General features: G+C 41.9%; 13 protein-coding genes. 6 read left to right on the plus strand and 7 right to left on the minus strand.

Annotated features, from left to right (window positions below):
- Window positions 1-390: 390 nt before the first annotated feature.
- Window positions 391-1,149 carry a HEAT repeat domain-containing protein gene (locus H6G83_RS18410; protein ID WP_190474927.1) on the plus strand — a complete coding sequence of 253 codons (759 nt, stop codon included), beginning with the start codon at window positions 391-393 and terminating at the stop codon, window positions 1,147-1,149.
- 91 nt (window positions 1,150-1,240) lie between these two features.
- On the opposite strand, the gene H6G83_RS18415 is transcribed toward H6G83_RS18410, so the two are convergent.
- Complete coding sequence (locus H6G83_RS18415; protein WP_190474929.1) at window positions 1,241-1,648, minus strand: phosphomannose isomerase type II C-terminal cupin domain; 408 nt, start codon at window positions 1,646-1,648, stop codon at window positions 1,241-1,243.
- A gap of 248 nt (window positions 1,649-1,896) precedes the next feature.
- Window positions 1,897-3,243 carry a PQQ-dependent sugar dehydrogenase gene (locus H6G83_RS18420; RefSeq protein WP_190475024.1) on the minus strand — a complete coding sequence of 449 codons (1,347 nt, stop codon included), beginning with the start codon at window positions 3,241-3,243 and terminating at the stop codon, window positions 1,897-1,899.
- A 322-nt stretch (window positions 3,244-3,565) separates the two neighbouring features.
- On the opposite strand from H6G83_RS18420, the gene H6G83_RS18425 reads away from it, so the two are divergent.
- The 5 genes from H6G83_RS18425 to H6G83_RS18445 all read left to right on the plus strand — a co-directional run bounded on the left by H6G83_RS18425 (window position 3,566) and on the right by H6G83_RS18445 (window position 9,472).
- Complete coding sequence (locus H6G83_RS18425) at window positions 3,566-4,297, plus strand: RNA methyltransferase (protein WP_190474931.1); 732 nt, start codon at window positions 3,566-3,568, stop codon at window positions 4,295-4,297.
- A 199-nt stretch (window positions 4,298-4,496) separates the two neighbouring features.
- Window positions 4,497-5,684 (plus strand): RNA-guided endonuclease InsQ/TnpB family protein, encoded by a 1,188-nt coding sequence (locus H6G83_RS18430; RefSeq protein WP_190474934.1) that lies wholly within the window; start codon window positions 4,497-4,499, stop codon window positions 5,682-5,684.
- A gap of 330 nt (window positions 5,685-6,014) precedes the next feature.
- Window positions 6,015-7,529 carry a serine hydrolase gene (locus H6G83_RS18435; protein WP_190474936.1) on the plus strand — a complete coding sequence of 505 codons (1,515 nt, stop codon included), beginning with the start codon at window positions 6,015-6,017 and terminating at the stop codon, window positions 7,527-7,529.
- Window positions 7,530-7,670: 141 nt separating this feature from the next.
- A complete protein-coding gene (gene psb28 / locus H6G83_RS18440; protein WP_190475026.1) occupies window positions 7,671-8,039 on the plus strand; it encodes a photosystem II reaction center protein Psb28 in 369 nt (122 codons plus the stop codon).
- A gap of 1,031 nt (window positions 8,040-9,070) precedes the next feature.
- Window positions 9,071-9,472, plus strand: coding sequence for a peptidoglycan-binding domain-containing protein (locus tag H6G83_RS18445; protein ID WP_190474938.1), 402 nt, complete (start codon window positions 9,071-9,073; stop codon window positions 9,470-9,472).
- Window positions 9,473-9,518: 46 nt separating this feature from the next.
- Here H6G83_RS18445 and pstB read toward each other — a convergent pair whose 3' ends face one another.
- The 5 genes from pstB to H6G83_RS18470 all read right to left on the minus strand — a co-directional run bounded on the left by pstB (window position 9,519) and on the right by H6G83_RS18470 (window position 14,528).
- The gene (gene pstB, locus H6G83_RS18450) at window positions 9,519-10,349 is read right to left on the minus strand and encodes a phosphate ABC transporter ATP-binding protein PstB (RefSeq protein ID WP_190474940.1); all 831 of its coding nucleotides are present in this window, start codon (window positions 10,347-10,349) and stop codon (window positions 9,519-9,521) included.
- Window positions 10,350-10,399: 50 nt separating this feature from the next.
- Window positions 10,400-11,299: a phosphate ABC transporter permease PstA gene (gene pstA, locus H6G83_RS18455; RefSeq protein ID WP_190474942.1), complete on the minus strand. Its 900-nt coding sequence runs from the start codon at window positions 11,297-11,299 to the stop codon at window positions 10,400-10,402.
- Between the two features lie 5 nt (window positions 11,300-11,304).
- The gene (gene pstC / locus H6G83_RS18460) at window positions 11,305-12,246 is read right to left on the minus strand and encodes a phosphate ABC transporter permease subunit PstC (protein WP_190474943.1); all 942 of its coding nucleotides are present in this window, start codon (window positions 12,244-12,246) and stop codon (window positions 11,305-11,307) included.
- Between the two features lie 26 nt (window positions 12,247-12,272).
- Window positions 12,273-13,274: a PstS family phosphate ABC transporter substrate-binding protein gene (locus H6G83_RS18465; RefSeq protein WP_190474945.1), complete on the minus strand. Its 1,002-nt coding sequence runs from the start codon at window positions 13,272-13,274 to the stop codon at window positions 12,273-12,275.
- Between the two features lie 120 nt (window positions 13,275-13,394).
- Window positions 13,395-14,528, minus strand: a complete 1,134-nt coding sequence (locus H6G83_RS18470) for a sulfate ABC transporter substrate-binding protein (protein WP_190474947.1) — start codon at window positions 14,526-14,528, stop codon at window positions 13,395-13,397.
- Window positions 14,529-15,236 lie beyond the last annotated feature (708 nt).

Raw genomic sequence — 15,236 nt, forward strand, 5'->3', positions numbered from 1 at the left:
ACAGTGAGAACACAGTCTTTTATTTTAAAATTTGGTTAAGGAATGTGTATTTTAGGAAAACTACGTATTTTTTCAATAAAAAAATATAATATATACTTATTCAACCATGTTATTACTTACGCAATTGTCATCATCAAACTAACTGTAGGGTGCGTCAGCCCCAATAATTTCCTACATATTCAAAGATTTTCCACATCTGACGCACCCTCCTACTATTGTGCTTATAAAGCATCCGTGTAAATCAGGAGTCAATGCTGTTTCCAGTCAATTTTCAATTCTCGCGTATGAGATGGATCAGAAAGTGTACAATGATTTAATCAATAAAAATAAAGCTTTAAATAATTAGCACGGGGGGTTTCTCGAAACCTCACTTGCGCGTGCAATAGAAATATGTATGACGAAGAAGACCTAAGCCTACTCGATATCGAGGAGGAGTTAGAAAGCCCCTTAGATAAGATAGAACCCATCACGGCTGAGTCAGAAATACCAAAGCCTGACCCAGATGAAATGCTAGCCCTCCTAGAAAATCCCCAACCACAAAAAAGGATGCTGGCTGCCCGTGCTTTTTGTGATATTGAAGACTCACGGGCTACCCCGCTTTTAATTCGCCTGTTGAGTGACAACTGTCCTTTGGTGCGAGTAAGTGCATCCTATGGCATTGGACGCAACCCTAGCGCCGATGCAGTTGAACCGCTAATTGCCCAACTGTATCGAGATTGGAATGGCTATGTCAGGAAAGGCGTTGTTTGGGCTTTGGGTAATTGCCGCGATCGCCGTTGTCTAGCACCCTTAGCTGATGCCTTAAGAACCGATATTTCCGCCGTGCGTCTTTGGTCTGCCAGTGCCTTAGCCCAAATGGCAGGAGTCGGTTATGAAGCTATTGTTGGCGCAATGCCACCACTGATTGAAGCCCTAGTGCAAGATAAAGTAGCAGCTGTGCGGAGTAATAGCGCCTGGGCAATAGGACAATTATGTAAAGAACTGCCTTCCAATATAGTTTATGCTACAGCGATCGATGCCCTAATCCAGGCTTTTGCCGAAGACAAAGACTTAGGCGTGCGCGAAGACGCTAAAGCCTCACTATTAGGCGTGGGCGATCCCCGTGGCTTGCAGTTGATTGAAACCTTAGAACAAGAGGGCTGGTTTTAATCAGGTGACAGGTGACAGGTGACAGGTGACAGGTGACAGGTGACAGGTGACAGTTTTTATTCTCCTCTGCTCGCCTGCTCGCCTGCTCCCTCTACTTACTCTCCCCCGCAGGCTTGACCAAATTTAAGTCATAAGGACGTTCTGTATCATCCTCGCCTAAATATTCCCCATTTTGAATTTCCAGAATTACTAATGGGATAGACCCTGGATTTTCTACTTTATGTAGGGTTGCTGCGGGAACATAGGTTGATTGATTACGACCTAGCAAAATTTCCTCTTCGCCGCAAGTCACCTTAGCCACACCAGAAACTACCACCCAATGTTCATTCCGGTGATAGTGAATTTGGGGCTTAATGCCGTGTCTGGGTTTGATTTCAACGCGACTAATTCTATAGGTTTCTCCCTCTTCTATTACTTCCACATTACCCCAGTAACGTGAACCTGAATGTGAGGAAGCTTCCAGGGCATCTAATTGGCCGTTGTTTTCACTCTGAGTCATAACTAAACTTCTCAGCTAAAAGAATATTAATGTTTTCAGGCAATCTAATTTAAACCAGAGAAGACCAAGAGCAAGATGCACAATATTTTATGAAAATATTATCTGATGATAGTGGCTGTCCTCACTTAATTTTAGTCCATAATCAGTTATCAGTTATCAGTTATCAGTTATCAGTTATCAGTTATCAGTTATCAGTTATCAGTTGTCAGTTGTTATTTCCACTGTCCACTGTCCACTGTCCACTGTCCCTAACCCCCTGTATACTGAATCCGGTAAATGCGATTGTTAGATTCCTCTGTAACTAATAGGCTACCATCAGGTAATACGAGTAAACCTACAGGTCGCCCCCAAGTGGTTGGGACAGCAGGGTCAAGCAAAAAGCCGGTGAGAAAGTCTTCATAGTAACCTTGGGGTCGTCCTTGGGCATTGAAGGGAACATATACTACTTTGTAACCAGTACCGCGATCGCGATTCCAAGAACCCCGGAAAGCGACAAAAGCCCCATGACGATATCTTTGGGGAAAAGTTTTACCATCATAAAATTTCACACCCAAGGCGGCTGAATGGGCTTGAAACAACACATCTGGAGTCAGGGTACGGGCGGCTAAATCTGGGCGTTTACTTTTATCGCCACTCTTCTGTCGGGGGTCGAGGTTTTTTGGTGTTAAATAAGCATAAGGCCAGCCGTAAAATTCTCCCTGACGAATCCTTGTGAGGTAGTCTGGAACTAAATCATCACCTATTCCATCTCGTTCATTCACCGTAGTATAAAGTTCTTGAGTCACGGGGTGAAAGTCGAGTCCGACAGGGTTGCGTAAGCCAAAGGCAAAAGTCTGCTTTTGGGAACCGTCCAAATTCATCACCTGCACAGAAGCCCTTGGTAGTTCTTCTTCATCCACGTTGGAACGGGAACCGACAGAAACATATAACTTCTTACCATCAGGTGATGCTACTACATTGCGAGTCCAGTGCTGATTGTAGCCACCGCCAGGGAGGTCAGCAATTTTTTTACCAGTGCCGGTGAGTTGTTCTTGTCCTTGAGTATAAGGAAACCGTAACACTGCATCGGTATTACCTAAAAAGAAGGAGTTACCAGCGAACGCCATACCAAAGGGAATGTTCAGCCCATTTTTGCCACTAGCAAAGGTTTTGCGGACATCAGCCACCCCATCGTCATCAGTATCACGCAATAAACGAATGCGGTTTTGTCTGGTTTCTGTCACTAAAACATCTCCGCTAGGAGTTAACGCCAGCCAGCGAGGTGCATCCAAATTTTCAGCAAAAACGTTAACTGTAAATCCTGCTGGAACTTTCAGCAGTGGTTTTTGGGGAATGGCTACTACTTGCGGAGATTTAGAGGCGCTATCTGTTGCAAAGGGTGCTGGTAAATTCTGTAAGTTGATGCGGATAGGCTGGGGTGAAAGTTTTTCTGTAGGGATGAGATTTTTACCCTGTGTGGGATTTTGTGCCAGTTGCACCGCAGGTGTAGATGCTTCTTGTGCTGGAGAATTTTCTAGTGAGGCGCTAGTCTGGTAACAGGCTGCTGTGGTGATAGTTAGAAACACAGACAGCACAAAAAGCCTAGAAACCTTCATGATGGTGTCGATATACACAACTTTATTAGTTTAGGTTTTGAGGTTAATTTCTGTCGCCCGTCATAAGTTTGACTTTTTTGAGGACTAAAGTCCTCACTACGAACTGGGACTGCTATATTGAACTTGTGCAGGACTTACGCACCAAGGTTATCTGTTGAGACAGGGTGTAGGGGGGTAAGGGTGTAAGGGTGTAAGGGTGTAAGGGTTTTAAAGATTTACACCCCTATACCCCTATACCCCTACACCCTTGCCCAAACCCTTGATTTTTCGTTTTTATGCGTAAGTCCTATTGTGTTTTCGATGTTAGAGTGGGGGGTAAATAATGGGATTGGCTGGTGTGAGAATTGTGTTGGTGGAACCAGCCGGGCCGTTAAATGTAGGTGCGATCGCTAGAGTGATGAAAAATTTTGGATTAGCACAGCTAGTATTAGTTAATCCCCAATGTGATCCACTGTCACCTGAAGCGATGAGAATGGCAGTCCATGCTAAAGAAATATTAGAGTCTGCCGTCACAGTGCCAAGTTTACCAGCAGCTTTACATGGATGTGTGCGGGCGATCGCCACTACAGGACGTGCTAGCGATGGGGATTTACCCCTAGAACATCCCAAAATTGCTTTACCTTGGTTATTAGAAGAAATTGGTCAACCCTCAGCATTGATTTTTGGTAGGGAAGACAGGGGCTTAAGCAATGAAGAATTAAACTATGCTCAAAGATTTATCCGTATTCCTACTAGTCCCGATTATCTATCTTTAAATTTGGCTAGTGCTGTAGGTATTTGCTGCTATGAACTAGCACAAAGCACTGTACCAATTGAACCTCAAACCACCTGTAAACAAGAATTTGCGTCTATAGAACTAGTAGAAGAATTTTATCAGCAATTAGAAGCCTTACTACTAGAAATTGGCTATTTATATCCCCATACAGCAACCAGCCGAATGGAGAAATTCCGTCAACTATATAATCGTGCTTACCTGCAAACTCAGGAAGTAGCGATGCTGCGCGGAATTCTGCGGCAGGTAGAATGGGCAATTAATCACCAGCGTGATTTGTAATCACAGTAACTGTGGGGTGTGTCAGTTCAAGGATTTTCCACATCTGACGCACCCTACCCCAAGTGCCAGTTGCCTAAGTTCTGATTAGTAATTATGCCCAGAGACATCATTTGTGAATTTGGTATAATTCATCAGAAAAATGGGTAGAAACCCCGTCCTTTGAGGACGGCTTTACATGGAACATGGTAAAATGTGAAGTATGGAAAAAGCCTACCGCTACAGATTTTACCCAACTGCCGAGCAACAACAGATATTGCGTCGGACAATTGGCTGTGTGCGGTTGGTGTTTAACCGAGCGTTGGCAGCAAGAACAGAGGCTTGGTATGAAAGGCAACAACGAGTAGATTACGTTCAAACAAGCGCCATGTTGACGCAGTGGAAAAAGCTTGAAGAACTTCAATTTTTGAACGAGGTTAGTTGCGTACCACTGCAACAAGGATTGAGACATCTGCAAACAGCGTTTACCAATTTCTTTGCGGGTAGGGCAAAATATCCTAACTTCAAAAACAAGCGTAGCGGTGGTAGTGCAGAGTTTACTAAGTCTGCTTTCCGATGGAAGGATGGACAAGTTTATTTGGCTAAGTGTTCTGAACCATTGCCTATTAAATGGTCTAGACAGCTTCCCAAGGGCTGCGAACCTAGCACTATCACAGTTAAACTTGAACCTTCTGGACGTTGGTTTGTCAGCTTGCGGATTAATGAGCCGACTGATGAAACTTTGCAAAGAGTTGATAGTGCTGTTGGTCTGGATGTTGGAGTGAGTAGTCTTGTTACTCTGAGTACGGGTGAAAAAATTGCTAACCCCAAAGCATTTGACAAGCACTATCAAAAGTTGAGGAAAGCGCAAAAGTCTTTGAGTCGCAAGCAGAAAAACTCTCGCAACCGAGATAAAGCAAGACTCAAAGTTGCTCGGATTCAAGCTAAAATTTCTGATGCCAGAATTGACCATTTGCACAAACTGACAACTCGACTGATTCGTGAAAACCAAACGATAGTAGTTGAGGAAATGTCCGTTAAGAATATGGTCAAAAATCCCCAACTTGCCCGTGCCATCAGCGACGCTGCGTGGGGTGAGTTGGTGAGACAACTGGAATATAAAGCTCTTTGGCACGGTCGAACCTTGGTGAAGATTGACCGATGGTTTCCTAGCTCTAAACGCTGTGGAAATTGTGGGCATATTCTTGATAAACTGCCGTTGAATGTCAGACAGTGGGATTGTCCCAACTGCGGAACACACCACGACCGGGATATCAATGCGGCTAAAAACATTTTGGCGGTGGGACACACCGTTACAGTCTGTGGAGCGAACATAAGACCTGATAGGCATGAGTCTAAAGGGCGGTTGCAAAAAACCCTTAAGGGAAGGAAACAGAAACCTAAATCGTGAGGTTTAGGAATCACCGCACTTTTAGGGCGGTGAGGATGTCAATATCTAGAATTTACGCAAATAAGCCCCAAAATATGGAATATGGCTTAAACTATACACAAAAATAATAGTATTTAGGAATTGGGGACTAGGGACTGGGAAGAGGTCAGTTGATGATTATACTGCAACAGTCCACAAATAAAGCATAAAAATGCTGATTTTTCAATCCCCAATCCCCAATTCCCAATCCCCAGTCTCCAGCCTCTAATTCCCAGTTCAAGCCGCCTAGGTGCGTGAGTTTTGGATCGGGAGTCAGCAAGAAAAAATTCGAGTGAGTCACAAGGAGTGGCAGTGTCAGAGTCAGGTGACAAACTAAGAGATTTCTCGCGGCGACAACCCACCAATCGCCGCCAGCGATCGCGTAAGGTGCAGAAACCAGAACCGAAAAAAGCGAAACTACCAAATCAACAGCGTGGGGTTACGGGAGGGGCATTAGTAGCCCGTTCTCCTAATTTTGTGCCTGCGCCTGTTGTGGCTGGGCGCAAACCAAGGCAGGGCTTGGTGATGCCCAGTGCAGTCAAACCCATGCCCACAGTTAAAGGTCAAATTCCCCCTTACAACCCTAATAATGTAAAACTCAGAACAGTAAGAGTGACCAACCAGCCGATGTCGCCCCAATTCGGTAGACGAGTATCACGCAAGACGCGGTTAAAACCAATGGCGAGAGCGATTTTGTATGGTATTAGGTTATTAATTATCGGTGTTGGTATTGGTGCGATCGTCGGTACAGTTTTGTCGGTGTTAGACCCTGCAAATCGCATGGCTCCCACTTCTACTACATCCAACCCTAATAATACAGCGCCAACTCCAGCAAAACCTACTCCTAATCAAGCAGCTGGTTTATTCTTAACTCAGGAAATCACATCTCTCAAGACTATTGTGCAAGAACTGGCTACTGCCAATCCCAACCTCACCCCCGGAGTCTTCTTGATAGATTTAGAGACTGGTGGTTATGTAGATGTGAATGCAGGTAGCAGTTCGCCAGCCGCTAGCACAATTAAAATCCCGATTCTGGTTGCTTTCTTTCAAGATGTGGATGCAGGCAAGATTCGCTTAGATGAAATGCTGACGATGCAGCAGGAAATGGTGGCTGGAGGTTCAGGAAATTTTCAATACAAAAAAGTTGGCACTCAGTATGCTGCTTTAGAAGTCGCCACGAAGATGATTACTATTAGCGACAACACAGCAACTAATATGCTGATTGCCCGACTCGGAGGTATGGAAGCACTCAATGAGCGTTTTCGTAGTTGGGGATTAACTAGTACAGCTATTCGCAATCAATTGCCGGATTTACAAGGGACAAACACCACCAGTCCCAAAGAATTGGGGAATCTGATGGCGATGGTGAGTCAGGGGAATCTCGTGAGTATGCGATCGCGTGATCAAATTCTGGATATTATGCGTCAGACAGAGCGCGATAATCTCCTCCCCTCCGGCTTAGGTGCAGGGGCTAGAGTATATCACAAAACTGGCGATATTGGTACTATGTTGGCAGATGCAGGTTTAATTGATACTCCCACCGGAAAGCGTTATGTAGTCGCTGTCATGGTACAACGCCCCAATAATGACCCCCGCGCCGAAAAACTCATCAGTTCAATTTCCCGTGCTGCTTACCAACAGTTTACTCAGAGTGAGCCGACACCGAGCAACACCACCAGTAATTTACCGCCAACAGGTTATCCATCGCCAACTGTAACTTCTCCTGTACCCAATACACCCATAAATCCAGCTATTGCGCCTCCTGTCTCCAACAACGGTGGTTATACACCTCCAGTGATGAATCCCCAATATTACCCACCAAGATAATTTGGGAACTGGGGACGAATCAATTCAAAATTCGCGCATTCAAAATTCGCGCATTAAAGAATTGTTACTCTTGCCTCCTAACTATGGACTGTTGACTATGGACTATGGACTAATGACTAATGACTAATGACTAATAACTTTATGACAGCTACTAGCCCCTCAATTCAGTTTTTCGCAGGAATTTATGAAGAACTAAGTAATGTAAGTTTGCGGCGAGAGGTGAGGACAGGTAAACGCATCGTGATGATGAAGTTTGCCCAACTCAAAGCCATAGAAGGATTCAACAGTTTTACTAAACAATCATTAAATTCTTTGCTGCTAACTGACGAAGAAGGTGAAATAAATGTTACACCTTCTTCCACCAGATTTATTTTTGGCGGAGACGAAGGGGACGAATTGCAGGGAGTAGAGTGCAAATTTGAGGTGGAACGTGAGGATCATTGGGAGCGCTTTATGCGCTTTATGCACCGCTACGCCGAGGCTAATGGTATGGAATATGGTGAAAAATAACAATTCAAAATTCGCGCATTCAAAATTCGCGCATTAAAGAAATTTTGCCTACGGCACGCTACGCGAACAGTCAGGGATTTAAACCCCGACTGAAACTGATAGTACGTATAGAAGTAGGGGTCTTAAATTCATATCTTGCACCTTCTCAATAAGCAGGTGGTGGGCAATGCCCACCCTACGACATAATAAGCTTTTGGGACTGTTATTTTGTCAATAAGAGAGTGGTGCAAGATTTGAGTAAACCCTTTTATTTAGGATAAATCAAGGTTTGTAGTAAGGACTTTAGTCCTTTTCCCCGGACTAAAGTCCTTACTACGAACTCAATTGTAATAACCTTACATTACTTAATATAGTTTGGTTTATTTTCGACCGCATACTTATAGCTAGGGTTTCTCGTACTGATACACCCTATATTCTGCATATTTTTATCATATAAATCTGTGCGTCCCTACAGTCGATTCATGTATTAGATACATTTTTAGAAATAGTATAAAACATCTTTACTAATACAAATATTGAGAAAATATTACAATATTTGCCGCAATATAAAGTCAAAATTAGTCCGATACAATCCTTAATAAATAATTCATGCCTTTGTCATAACTCTGCCATGAAGCTGTCAATTAGACGTGTGATGCTATAGCTCATGATTGATTTACAGGTTCACTCGAATCTACCAAGAAGAGTTAATTAATGCACAAGCTCTAATATCATGTCCGCTTAATCACTTATCATATCTTCGGGGTTGGTAATTGGTAATTGCTAATGGTAGAAAACAATTACCTATTAGCTATTACCCATTACCGACCAAAACAACCATATTATAAGTAATTAGCCGAACTTGATATAAGAGTTTGTTGTAGAAGTATTTTGCTGTGTTTTTAGACATCTATTGATATTGCCTATGCTTCCTGAAAAAGGGGAATCTCAAAGGTTGTGCTAGCAACAAACAGACTTTTAAGACATTCTCTAACTAACATGACTCTTCAAATGAAACTGGTAATTGTTTAATCTCAAAAAGGAACAAACATATGAATTGGAAAGTAATTGCATTAGTACCTGCTCTAACTCTAGCTACTGCTTTACCTGGATACTCTTTAACAAAGGATAAAAACCATCATCCAACTACCGCTACCCATGCGGCGCAAGTTAGCCAACCGAGTCATACAATGAAAATAGCTAACTCTCTGCACAAGACTAATATCAAGGATGAGTCTAGTACAGCAGGACGCGATCGCGCCATTACTATAGGTAGTAGAGGAGAAGCAGTAAGAAATGCTCAAAGTTTGTTAAAGCAGCGAGGATTCTATACTGCAAGTATCAATGGTGTTTTTGATCAAAAGACACGCGCCGCAGTAATGAAGTTTCAAAAGTCTAAAGGATTAAGAGCAGACGGAGTTCTCGGTAGTAAAACTTTAGCCGCTCTTAGATAATACCAATGCACAATTCGCAATACCAGTGGGGTATTGCGAATTAGTATTAACCGAAGCGTCCACTGATATATTCTTGTGCTTCTTTAGTGTGAGGAGAGTTGAACATTTGTGCAGTGGGGCTAAATTCTACTAGTTTACCGCGACGTTTACCACCTGCATCTATTTCTGTATTGAAGAAGGCTGTCCAATCTGCCACTCTAGAGGCTTGCTGCATATTATGTGTTACTATAATTATGGTGTATTGCTCCTTGAGTTCTAGGCAGAGTTCTTCTACTTGACTTGTGGAAATAGGGTCAAGTGCAGAACAGGGTTCATCCATTAATAATACATCTGGTTTCATGGCGATCGCTCTGGCAATGCAGAGTCGTTGTTGTTGTCCACCAGATAATGCAGTACCTTTCTCCTTAAGTTTATCTTTGACTTCATCCCAAATAGCGGCGCGTCTGAGGGAATTTTCAACTAATTCATCAATATTCCCTTTATAACCGTTCGCACGGGGGCCAAAGGCAATATTTTCATAGATTGATTTGGGAAAAGGATTTGGTCTTTGAAACACCATTCCTACTTGACGGCGTAGTTTCACCGCGTTAACTTTGGAGTCGTAAATATTGCGATCGCGGTAATGTAACCTACCCTCTACCTTAGCACCTGGAATCAAATCATTCATCCGATTGAAGCAACGTAGCAGGGTACTTTTACCACATCCCGAAGGCCCAATAAAAGCAACGATTTGTTTCTCAGGGATTTGTAAATAGACATCTACAAGTGCTAACAATCCCCCATAATATACTTTCACTCCTTCCACATTAAATACACTATTACTTTGCTCTATTGTGGCGCTATCTGATTGACTTCTACCGTTGCTGCTATAGGGCATTTTGCAATTCTCCTAGTATGTATAGATCCCTGGTTAATAAAAAAATCCAATTAATGGATAATGAAGCGTTGTCTAATATAAATGGCTACACCATTTAAAACTAAAATTAAGAGTAACAACGCAATAATTGTTGCTGCTGCTGCGTTAGCAAAACCTGGTTCTGGACGAGTAATGTAACTGTAGATTTGAATAGGTAAGGCCATGAATCTTTGGAATAAACCAGGATTAAATGTGAGAAAACCTACAGCACCAACCACAATTAAAGAAGCTGCATCACCAATAGCGCGGGATATAGAAATAATGACTCCGGTGAGGATACCAGGGACAGCATAGGGTATGACATGGCTACTAATAGTTTTCCACTTGGTAGCGCCTAACCCGTAGGACGCAAATCTTAAGGAATTGGGAACAGCGCGAATTGCTTCCCTAGCCGTGACAATAATTACTGGTAAAGACAGTAAAGATAGAGTCAACGCACCAGAAATTAAAGCAGGCCCAAACCCCAGCAAGTAATTAAAAACACCTAAACCCAGAAGTCCATAAACAATAGAAGGTACTCCTGCTAAGTTGCTGATATTAATCTCAATAATGGTTGTCCACCAATTTCGAGCTGCATACTCTTCTAAATATAAAGCGGCTCCTACACCAATGGGAACTGTGACTAAAATTACCACAATTCCTAAGATAATGCTGCTGATAATTGCCGGACGTATACCACCTTGCTCAGGAAAACGTGAAGGGGTTTGGGTTAAAAACCCAGGCGTTAAAAACCTAGCTAACCCATCTCGAAGAATGTCGTAAAGCAGCAATACTAGGACGAATAAACCGACTAATAAGCCTAATAAAAAAAGTATTTCAAATACCTTGCCTATAACTTCTCTCTTTTCAATATTATCAGTAAATTCTGTTGGAGAATCGAGATCATCATCTCGTTGATAATTTGTAGCCATAACTATTAGTCGTACTTTTCTTTAAAACGATTAGCAACCCAGTAACTTATAATATTTAAAGCTAGGGTAATGACAAACAAAAGAGCGCCTACGGCATATAAAGTCTGATAATTAAGACTACCACGGGGACTATCTCCACCCGAAATTTGTGCCATGTAGGCTGTCATTGTTTCTACAGATTCTGCGAAGTTTATAGTGATTTTCGGTTGTTGTCCAGCCGCAATTACAACTGTCATCGTCTCACCCACGGCGCGAGAAACACCGAGAATAATTGAAGCGATAATTCCCGAAAGTGCTGCTGGAAGCACAACTCTAAAAATAGCTTCGAGCTTAGTAATACCTAACGCATAAGCACCTTCTCGCAAAGAACGGGGAACTGCTTGAATAGCATCTAAACTAATAGAACCAACGGTAGGGGTGATCATTACTCCCATCATTAAGCCTGCACTTAAGGCGTTGAATAATTCTAGAGGAACCACATTTCGTAGTAATGGGGTGACAAATAATAGGGCGAAATAACCATAGACTACAGTTGGTATCCCCGATAAAAGTTCTACTGCTGGACGTAAAATTGCTGCTACTTTGGGTTGAGCATATTCACTTAAATAAATTGCCGAAGATAAGCCTAACGGAATAGCAACAGCCATGGCGATCGCAGTTGTTAAAAACGTACCATTAATCAAAGGCCAAACGCCAAAGTGTCTATTAGCAAACAGTGGTGTCCACTTGGTATCAAGGAAGAATTCGGCAAAAGAAACTTGTTGAAAAAATGCAAATGCCTCCTGAAATATTATTAATATAATTCCAAAAGTAGTTAAAACAGAAACTAAAGCACAGGCAAATAAAATTCCGGCAATAATCTTTTCTAGAATATCTTCTGAGGCGTTTTTTTCTAGCTGATGTCTAGATGTTTGATATGAATCTTCCTGAATATTCCTACTGCTCATAATAATTTTTTTCAATCAAGCTTAATTTAAATAAAGTTTGTGATTGGTTCCCCAGGTTTAGCTTTTTTAAACTTTGTCCCAGTTTCACCTTTAGCCAATTTTTGTTTCACTTTGAGGTAAGCTTCATCTGGAAGCGCAACATAACCAACGCTATCTACCCATTTCCAAGAATTATCTAAATAAAAATCTACGAACTCTTTGACTGCTGGTTTATTATCTAAAGATTTTTTACTGACATAAATGAATAAAGGACGAGACAAAGGTGTGTATATATTTTTAACGACATTATCTATAGGAACTGGTTTTTCACACTTTCCTGTCGCACCTTCTACAGCCACTAAATTGAGCTTGTCTTGGTTTTGAATGTAATAAGATATGCCTACATAACCCAAAGCTGTAACATCCCCTGATACGCCTTGTACAAGTAGATTTTGATTGTGGCTGGGAGTATAATCTGTGCGGCCGTTCTTAGCTTTGCCAGTCACAGCTTGAGTCATATAATCAAATGTGCCTGTATCAGAAGCCGGAGCATACAACTTGAGTTTTTGATTAGGAAACTTAGGGTTAACTTGATTCCAATTCAAAATTTTACCATCTGATTTCGCACTCCAAATTTTATCTAATTCTTTAATAGTTAGACATTTAGCAAAGTTGTTCTGACGGTTAGCAATCACCGCTATCCCATCTAAACCTATGGGTAACTCTATAAATGCAATATTCTTATTCTGACACTTTTTGATTTCTTCATCTCTAATAGTACGAGATGCCCCAACAATATCAATATCGCCATTACAAAACTTACTAATACCGCCACCAGTTCCACTTGAAGCTACACTCACTTGAGCGTCAGGTTTAATTTTACCGTATTCTTCTGCAACCGCTAGAGAAATGGGAAAACCAACAGCCGCACCATCAATACTTACTTGATTTCTTAATTCTTGTCCACTGTTACAAGCGGTGATACTGCTGGCAATCAGCATTAAACTGGTGATGTAACAGCTTGAGTGGAATAGGCTAGGAAAGTTCATAATACCAATTCAAAATTCAAAATTACCAAAGCAAAACATAAGTTTATTCGCCGCATTTTTTTAACTTAAATTCTCAGGTTTTCTGTCGGCAATTGGGTACATTTCATGCAAATTAAAACTTCAGGCTTTTTTGGCTGCTTGCACTTGATCAAAAACTGCCCCATTAGCAAAAAACTTCTTTTCTATCAAATCCCAACCACCTAAATCTTGAGATGTAAATAAGGTATCAATTTTAGGATATTTTGCCACTACCTCTTGGGTAACAGTGGGATTGACTGGACGATATTGTAGTTTAGCAAATTCGCGCTGTGCTTCTGTGGAGTATAAGAAATCAACGAAGGCGGCTGCAACTTCTCTAGTACCGTGCTGATCAACGTTTTTATCTACTACAGCTATGGGATTATCTATAGAAATATTTACCTTTGGCACTGTATAAGGTAGTTCTGCCCCATTTTTTTTAGCCAAAGCTATTTCGTTTTCGTAGTTGATTAAGACATCGCCCTGATTTTTTTGGAAAAATAAATCGCTGGCTTCACGAGCATCTTTTGTGAGAATTGGCGTATTTTTATATACTTTTGTAATATAATTTAAGGCTGCCGTTTCATCGCCGCCTGTGAGAGTCACTGAACCCCACAATGCCAGAAATTCCCAAATGGCAATACCGGAGGTTTTGGGGTTAGCTGCAATTAATGTTACGCCGTCTTTTGCTAGGTCTTGCCAACTATTGATCCCTTTGGGGTTGCCTGCACGAGTAACGATCGCCGCAACTGATCTACTCACAATACCATTCCTTGGCGCTCTGTTCTCCCAACCTTCTTTAATCAAGCCAGCTTGCTGGATTTTTTTGACATCTAAAGGCAGTGCTAAGTGTACTATATCTGCTTGTTGTGTACCGACAATCACGGTTGCAGCTTGTGCGCCAGAACCTCCGTAACTCTGCTCAAAAGTTACGTTTTGATTATGTTCTTGCTTCCATTTTTGGACAAATTTAGGTATTATTTGGTCGTGAGCAGCTTTAGTGACTGAAAAAGAAACGAGCTTCAGCCTCACATCAGATTGTCCTGCATATCTGCTTTGCGAACAAGCTGCGATCGCTGTACTAAAAATAGCCCCCACCAACAACAAACTTACAAAGCTGCGAACATTACGCGCCTTCAACCAACTTATAACTATGTGTCGGTAAACCCCTATAGGTGGCAAAATTTTCTCTACAATTAAATATCTTAACTGCGCTAGATGTTGCGACTTGCTCATCAGCACTTACTCCTATATGTACGGTATCTTGGGCGGAATACCGTTATTTAAATTATTATAGTCTTTATAGAAGTAAATCTATCGTTGTGCTTTATTATTTGTTACTGAGTCAAGAAATTATTATAAGTAAAATGGCGTAAGTACATTCAGGTTTATTTCAGTTCTCGTAGCTTGTGTTACGGCTGTGTAGAGATTTGGGAGTTTGATACCATTAGGATCAGCCGTAACGCACCAAGATATGCGGTGCGTTACTAGCGTGGCAAGGCTAAAATGTGGTAATAAATTTGAAAAAATCGAACGCAGATAAACGCAGATAAACGCAGATGAGTAGGGGCGCACAGCTGTGCGCCCCTACCCACAAAAAACCCCTCCTGAGTAGGAGGGTTAAATGACATTCGTGAACATTGACACTCCTCGATCTAAAGATACGAGGATTCTTGCTTCATCCGTCCTCTCTAGAAACTTGAATACTCGTATTCAAGTTTCCCCGTTTGGATACGTCCACAAACATACACGGACTGCCCGACCGCGTTTGAAAAGGTTTTTAATTTCTGACTTTACTCCCACATTTGTACAAGATTCAGGATTTATACTACCAGGGTTCCGGATCAGGAGTCGTCCGCTTGACCTACTTCGTCTTTTTTATGTGCGCTTTACCGCTATCCGCTATACTATCACAAAAGCTGCCCTTCTAGGGCAGGGCTTTAA

This window comes from Anabaena azotica FACHB-119 (assembly GCF_014697625.1).
In the GTDB taxonomy this organism is placed as follows: domain Bacteria; phylum Cyanobacteriota; class Cyanobacteriia; order Cyanobacteriales; family Nostocaceae; genus Trichormus; species Trichormus azoticus_A.

Coding starts and splice junctions, on each gene's coding strand:
- H6G83_RS18465 (WP_190474945.1), bottom strand. CDS start 13,274: ATGAACTTTCCTAGCCTATTCCACTCAAGCTGTTACATCACCAGTTTA.
- psb28 (WP_190475026.1), top strand. CDS start 7,671: ATGACAGCTACTAGCCCCTCAATTCAGTTTTTCGCAGGAATTTATGAA.
- H6G83_RS18470 (WP_190474947.1), bottom strand. CDS start 14,528: ATGAGCAAGTCGCAACATCTAGCGCAGTTAAGATATTTAATTGTAGAG.
- pstA (WP_190474942.1), bottom strand. CDS start 11,299: ATGGCTACAAATTATCAACGAGATGATGATCTCGATTCTCCAACAGAA.
- H6G83_RS18410 (WP_190474927.1), top strand. CDS start 391: ATGTATGACGAAGAAGACCTAAGCCTACTCGATATCGAGGAGGAGTTA.
- H6G83_RS18425 (WP_190474931.1), top strand. CDS start 3,566: ATGGGATTGGCTGGTGTGAGAATTGTGTTGGTGGAACCAGCCGGGCCG.
- H6G83_RS18445 (WP_190474938.1), top strand. CDS start 9,071: ATGAATTGGAAAGTAATTGCATTAGTACCTGCTCTAACTCTAGCTACT.
- H6G83_RS18420 (WP_190475024.1), bottom strand. CDS start 3,243: ATGAAGGTTTCTAGGCTTTTTGTGCTGTCTGTGTTTCTAACTATCACC.
- pstC (WP_190474943.1), bottom strand. CDS start 12,246: ATGAGCAGTAGGAATATTCAGGAAGATTCATATCAAACATCTAGACAT.
- H6G83_RS18430 (WP_190474934.1), top strand. CDS start 4,497: ATGGAAAAAGCCTACCGCTACAGATTTTACCCAACTGCCGAGCAACAA.
- H6G83_RS18415 (WP_190474929.1), bottom strand. CDS start 1,648: ATGACTCAGAGTGAAAACAACGGCCAATTAGATGCCCTGGAAGCTTCC.
- pstB (WP_190474940.1), bottom strand. CDS start 10,349: ATGCCCTATAGCAGCAACGGTAGAAGTCAATCAGATAGCGCCACAATA.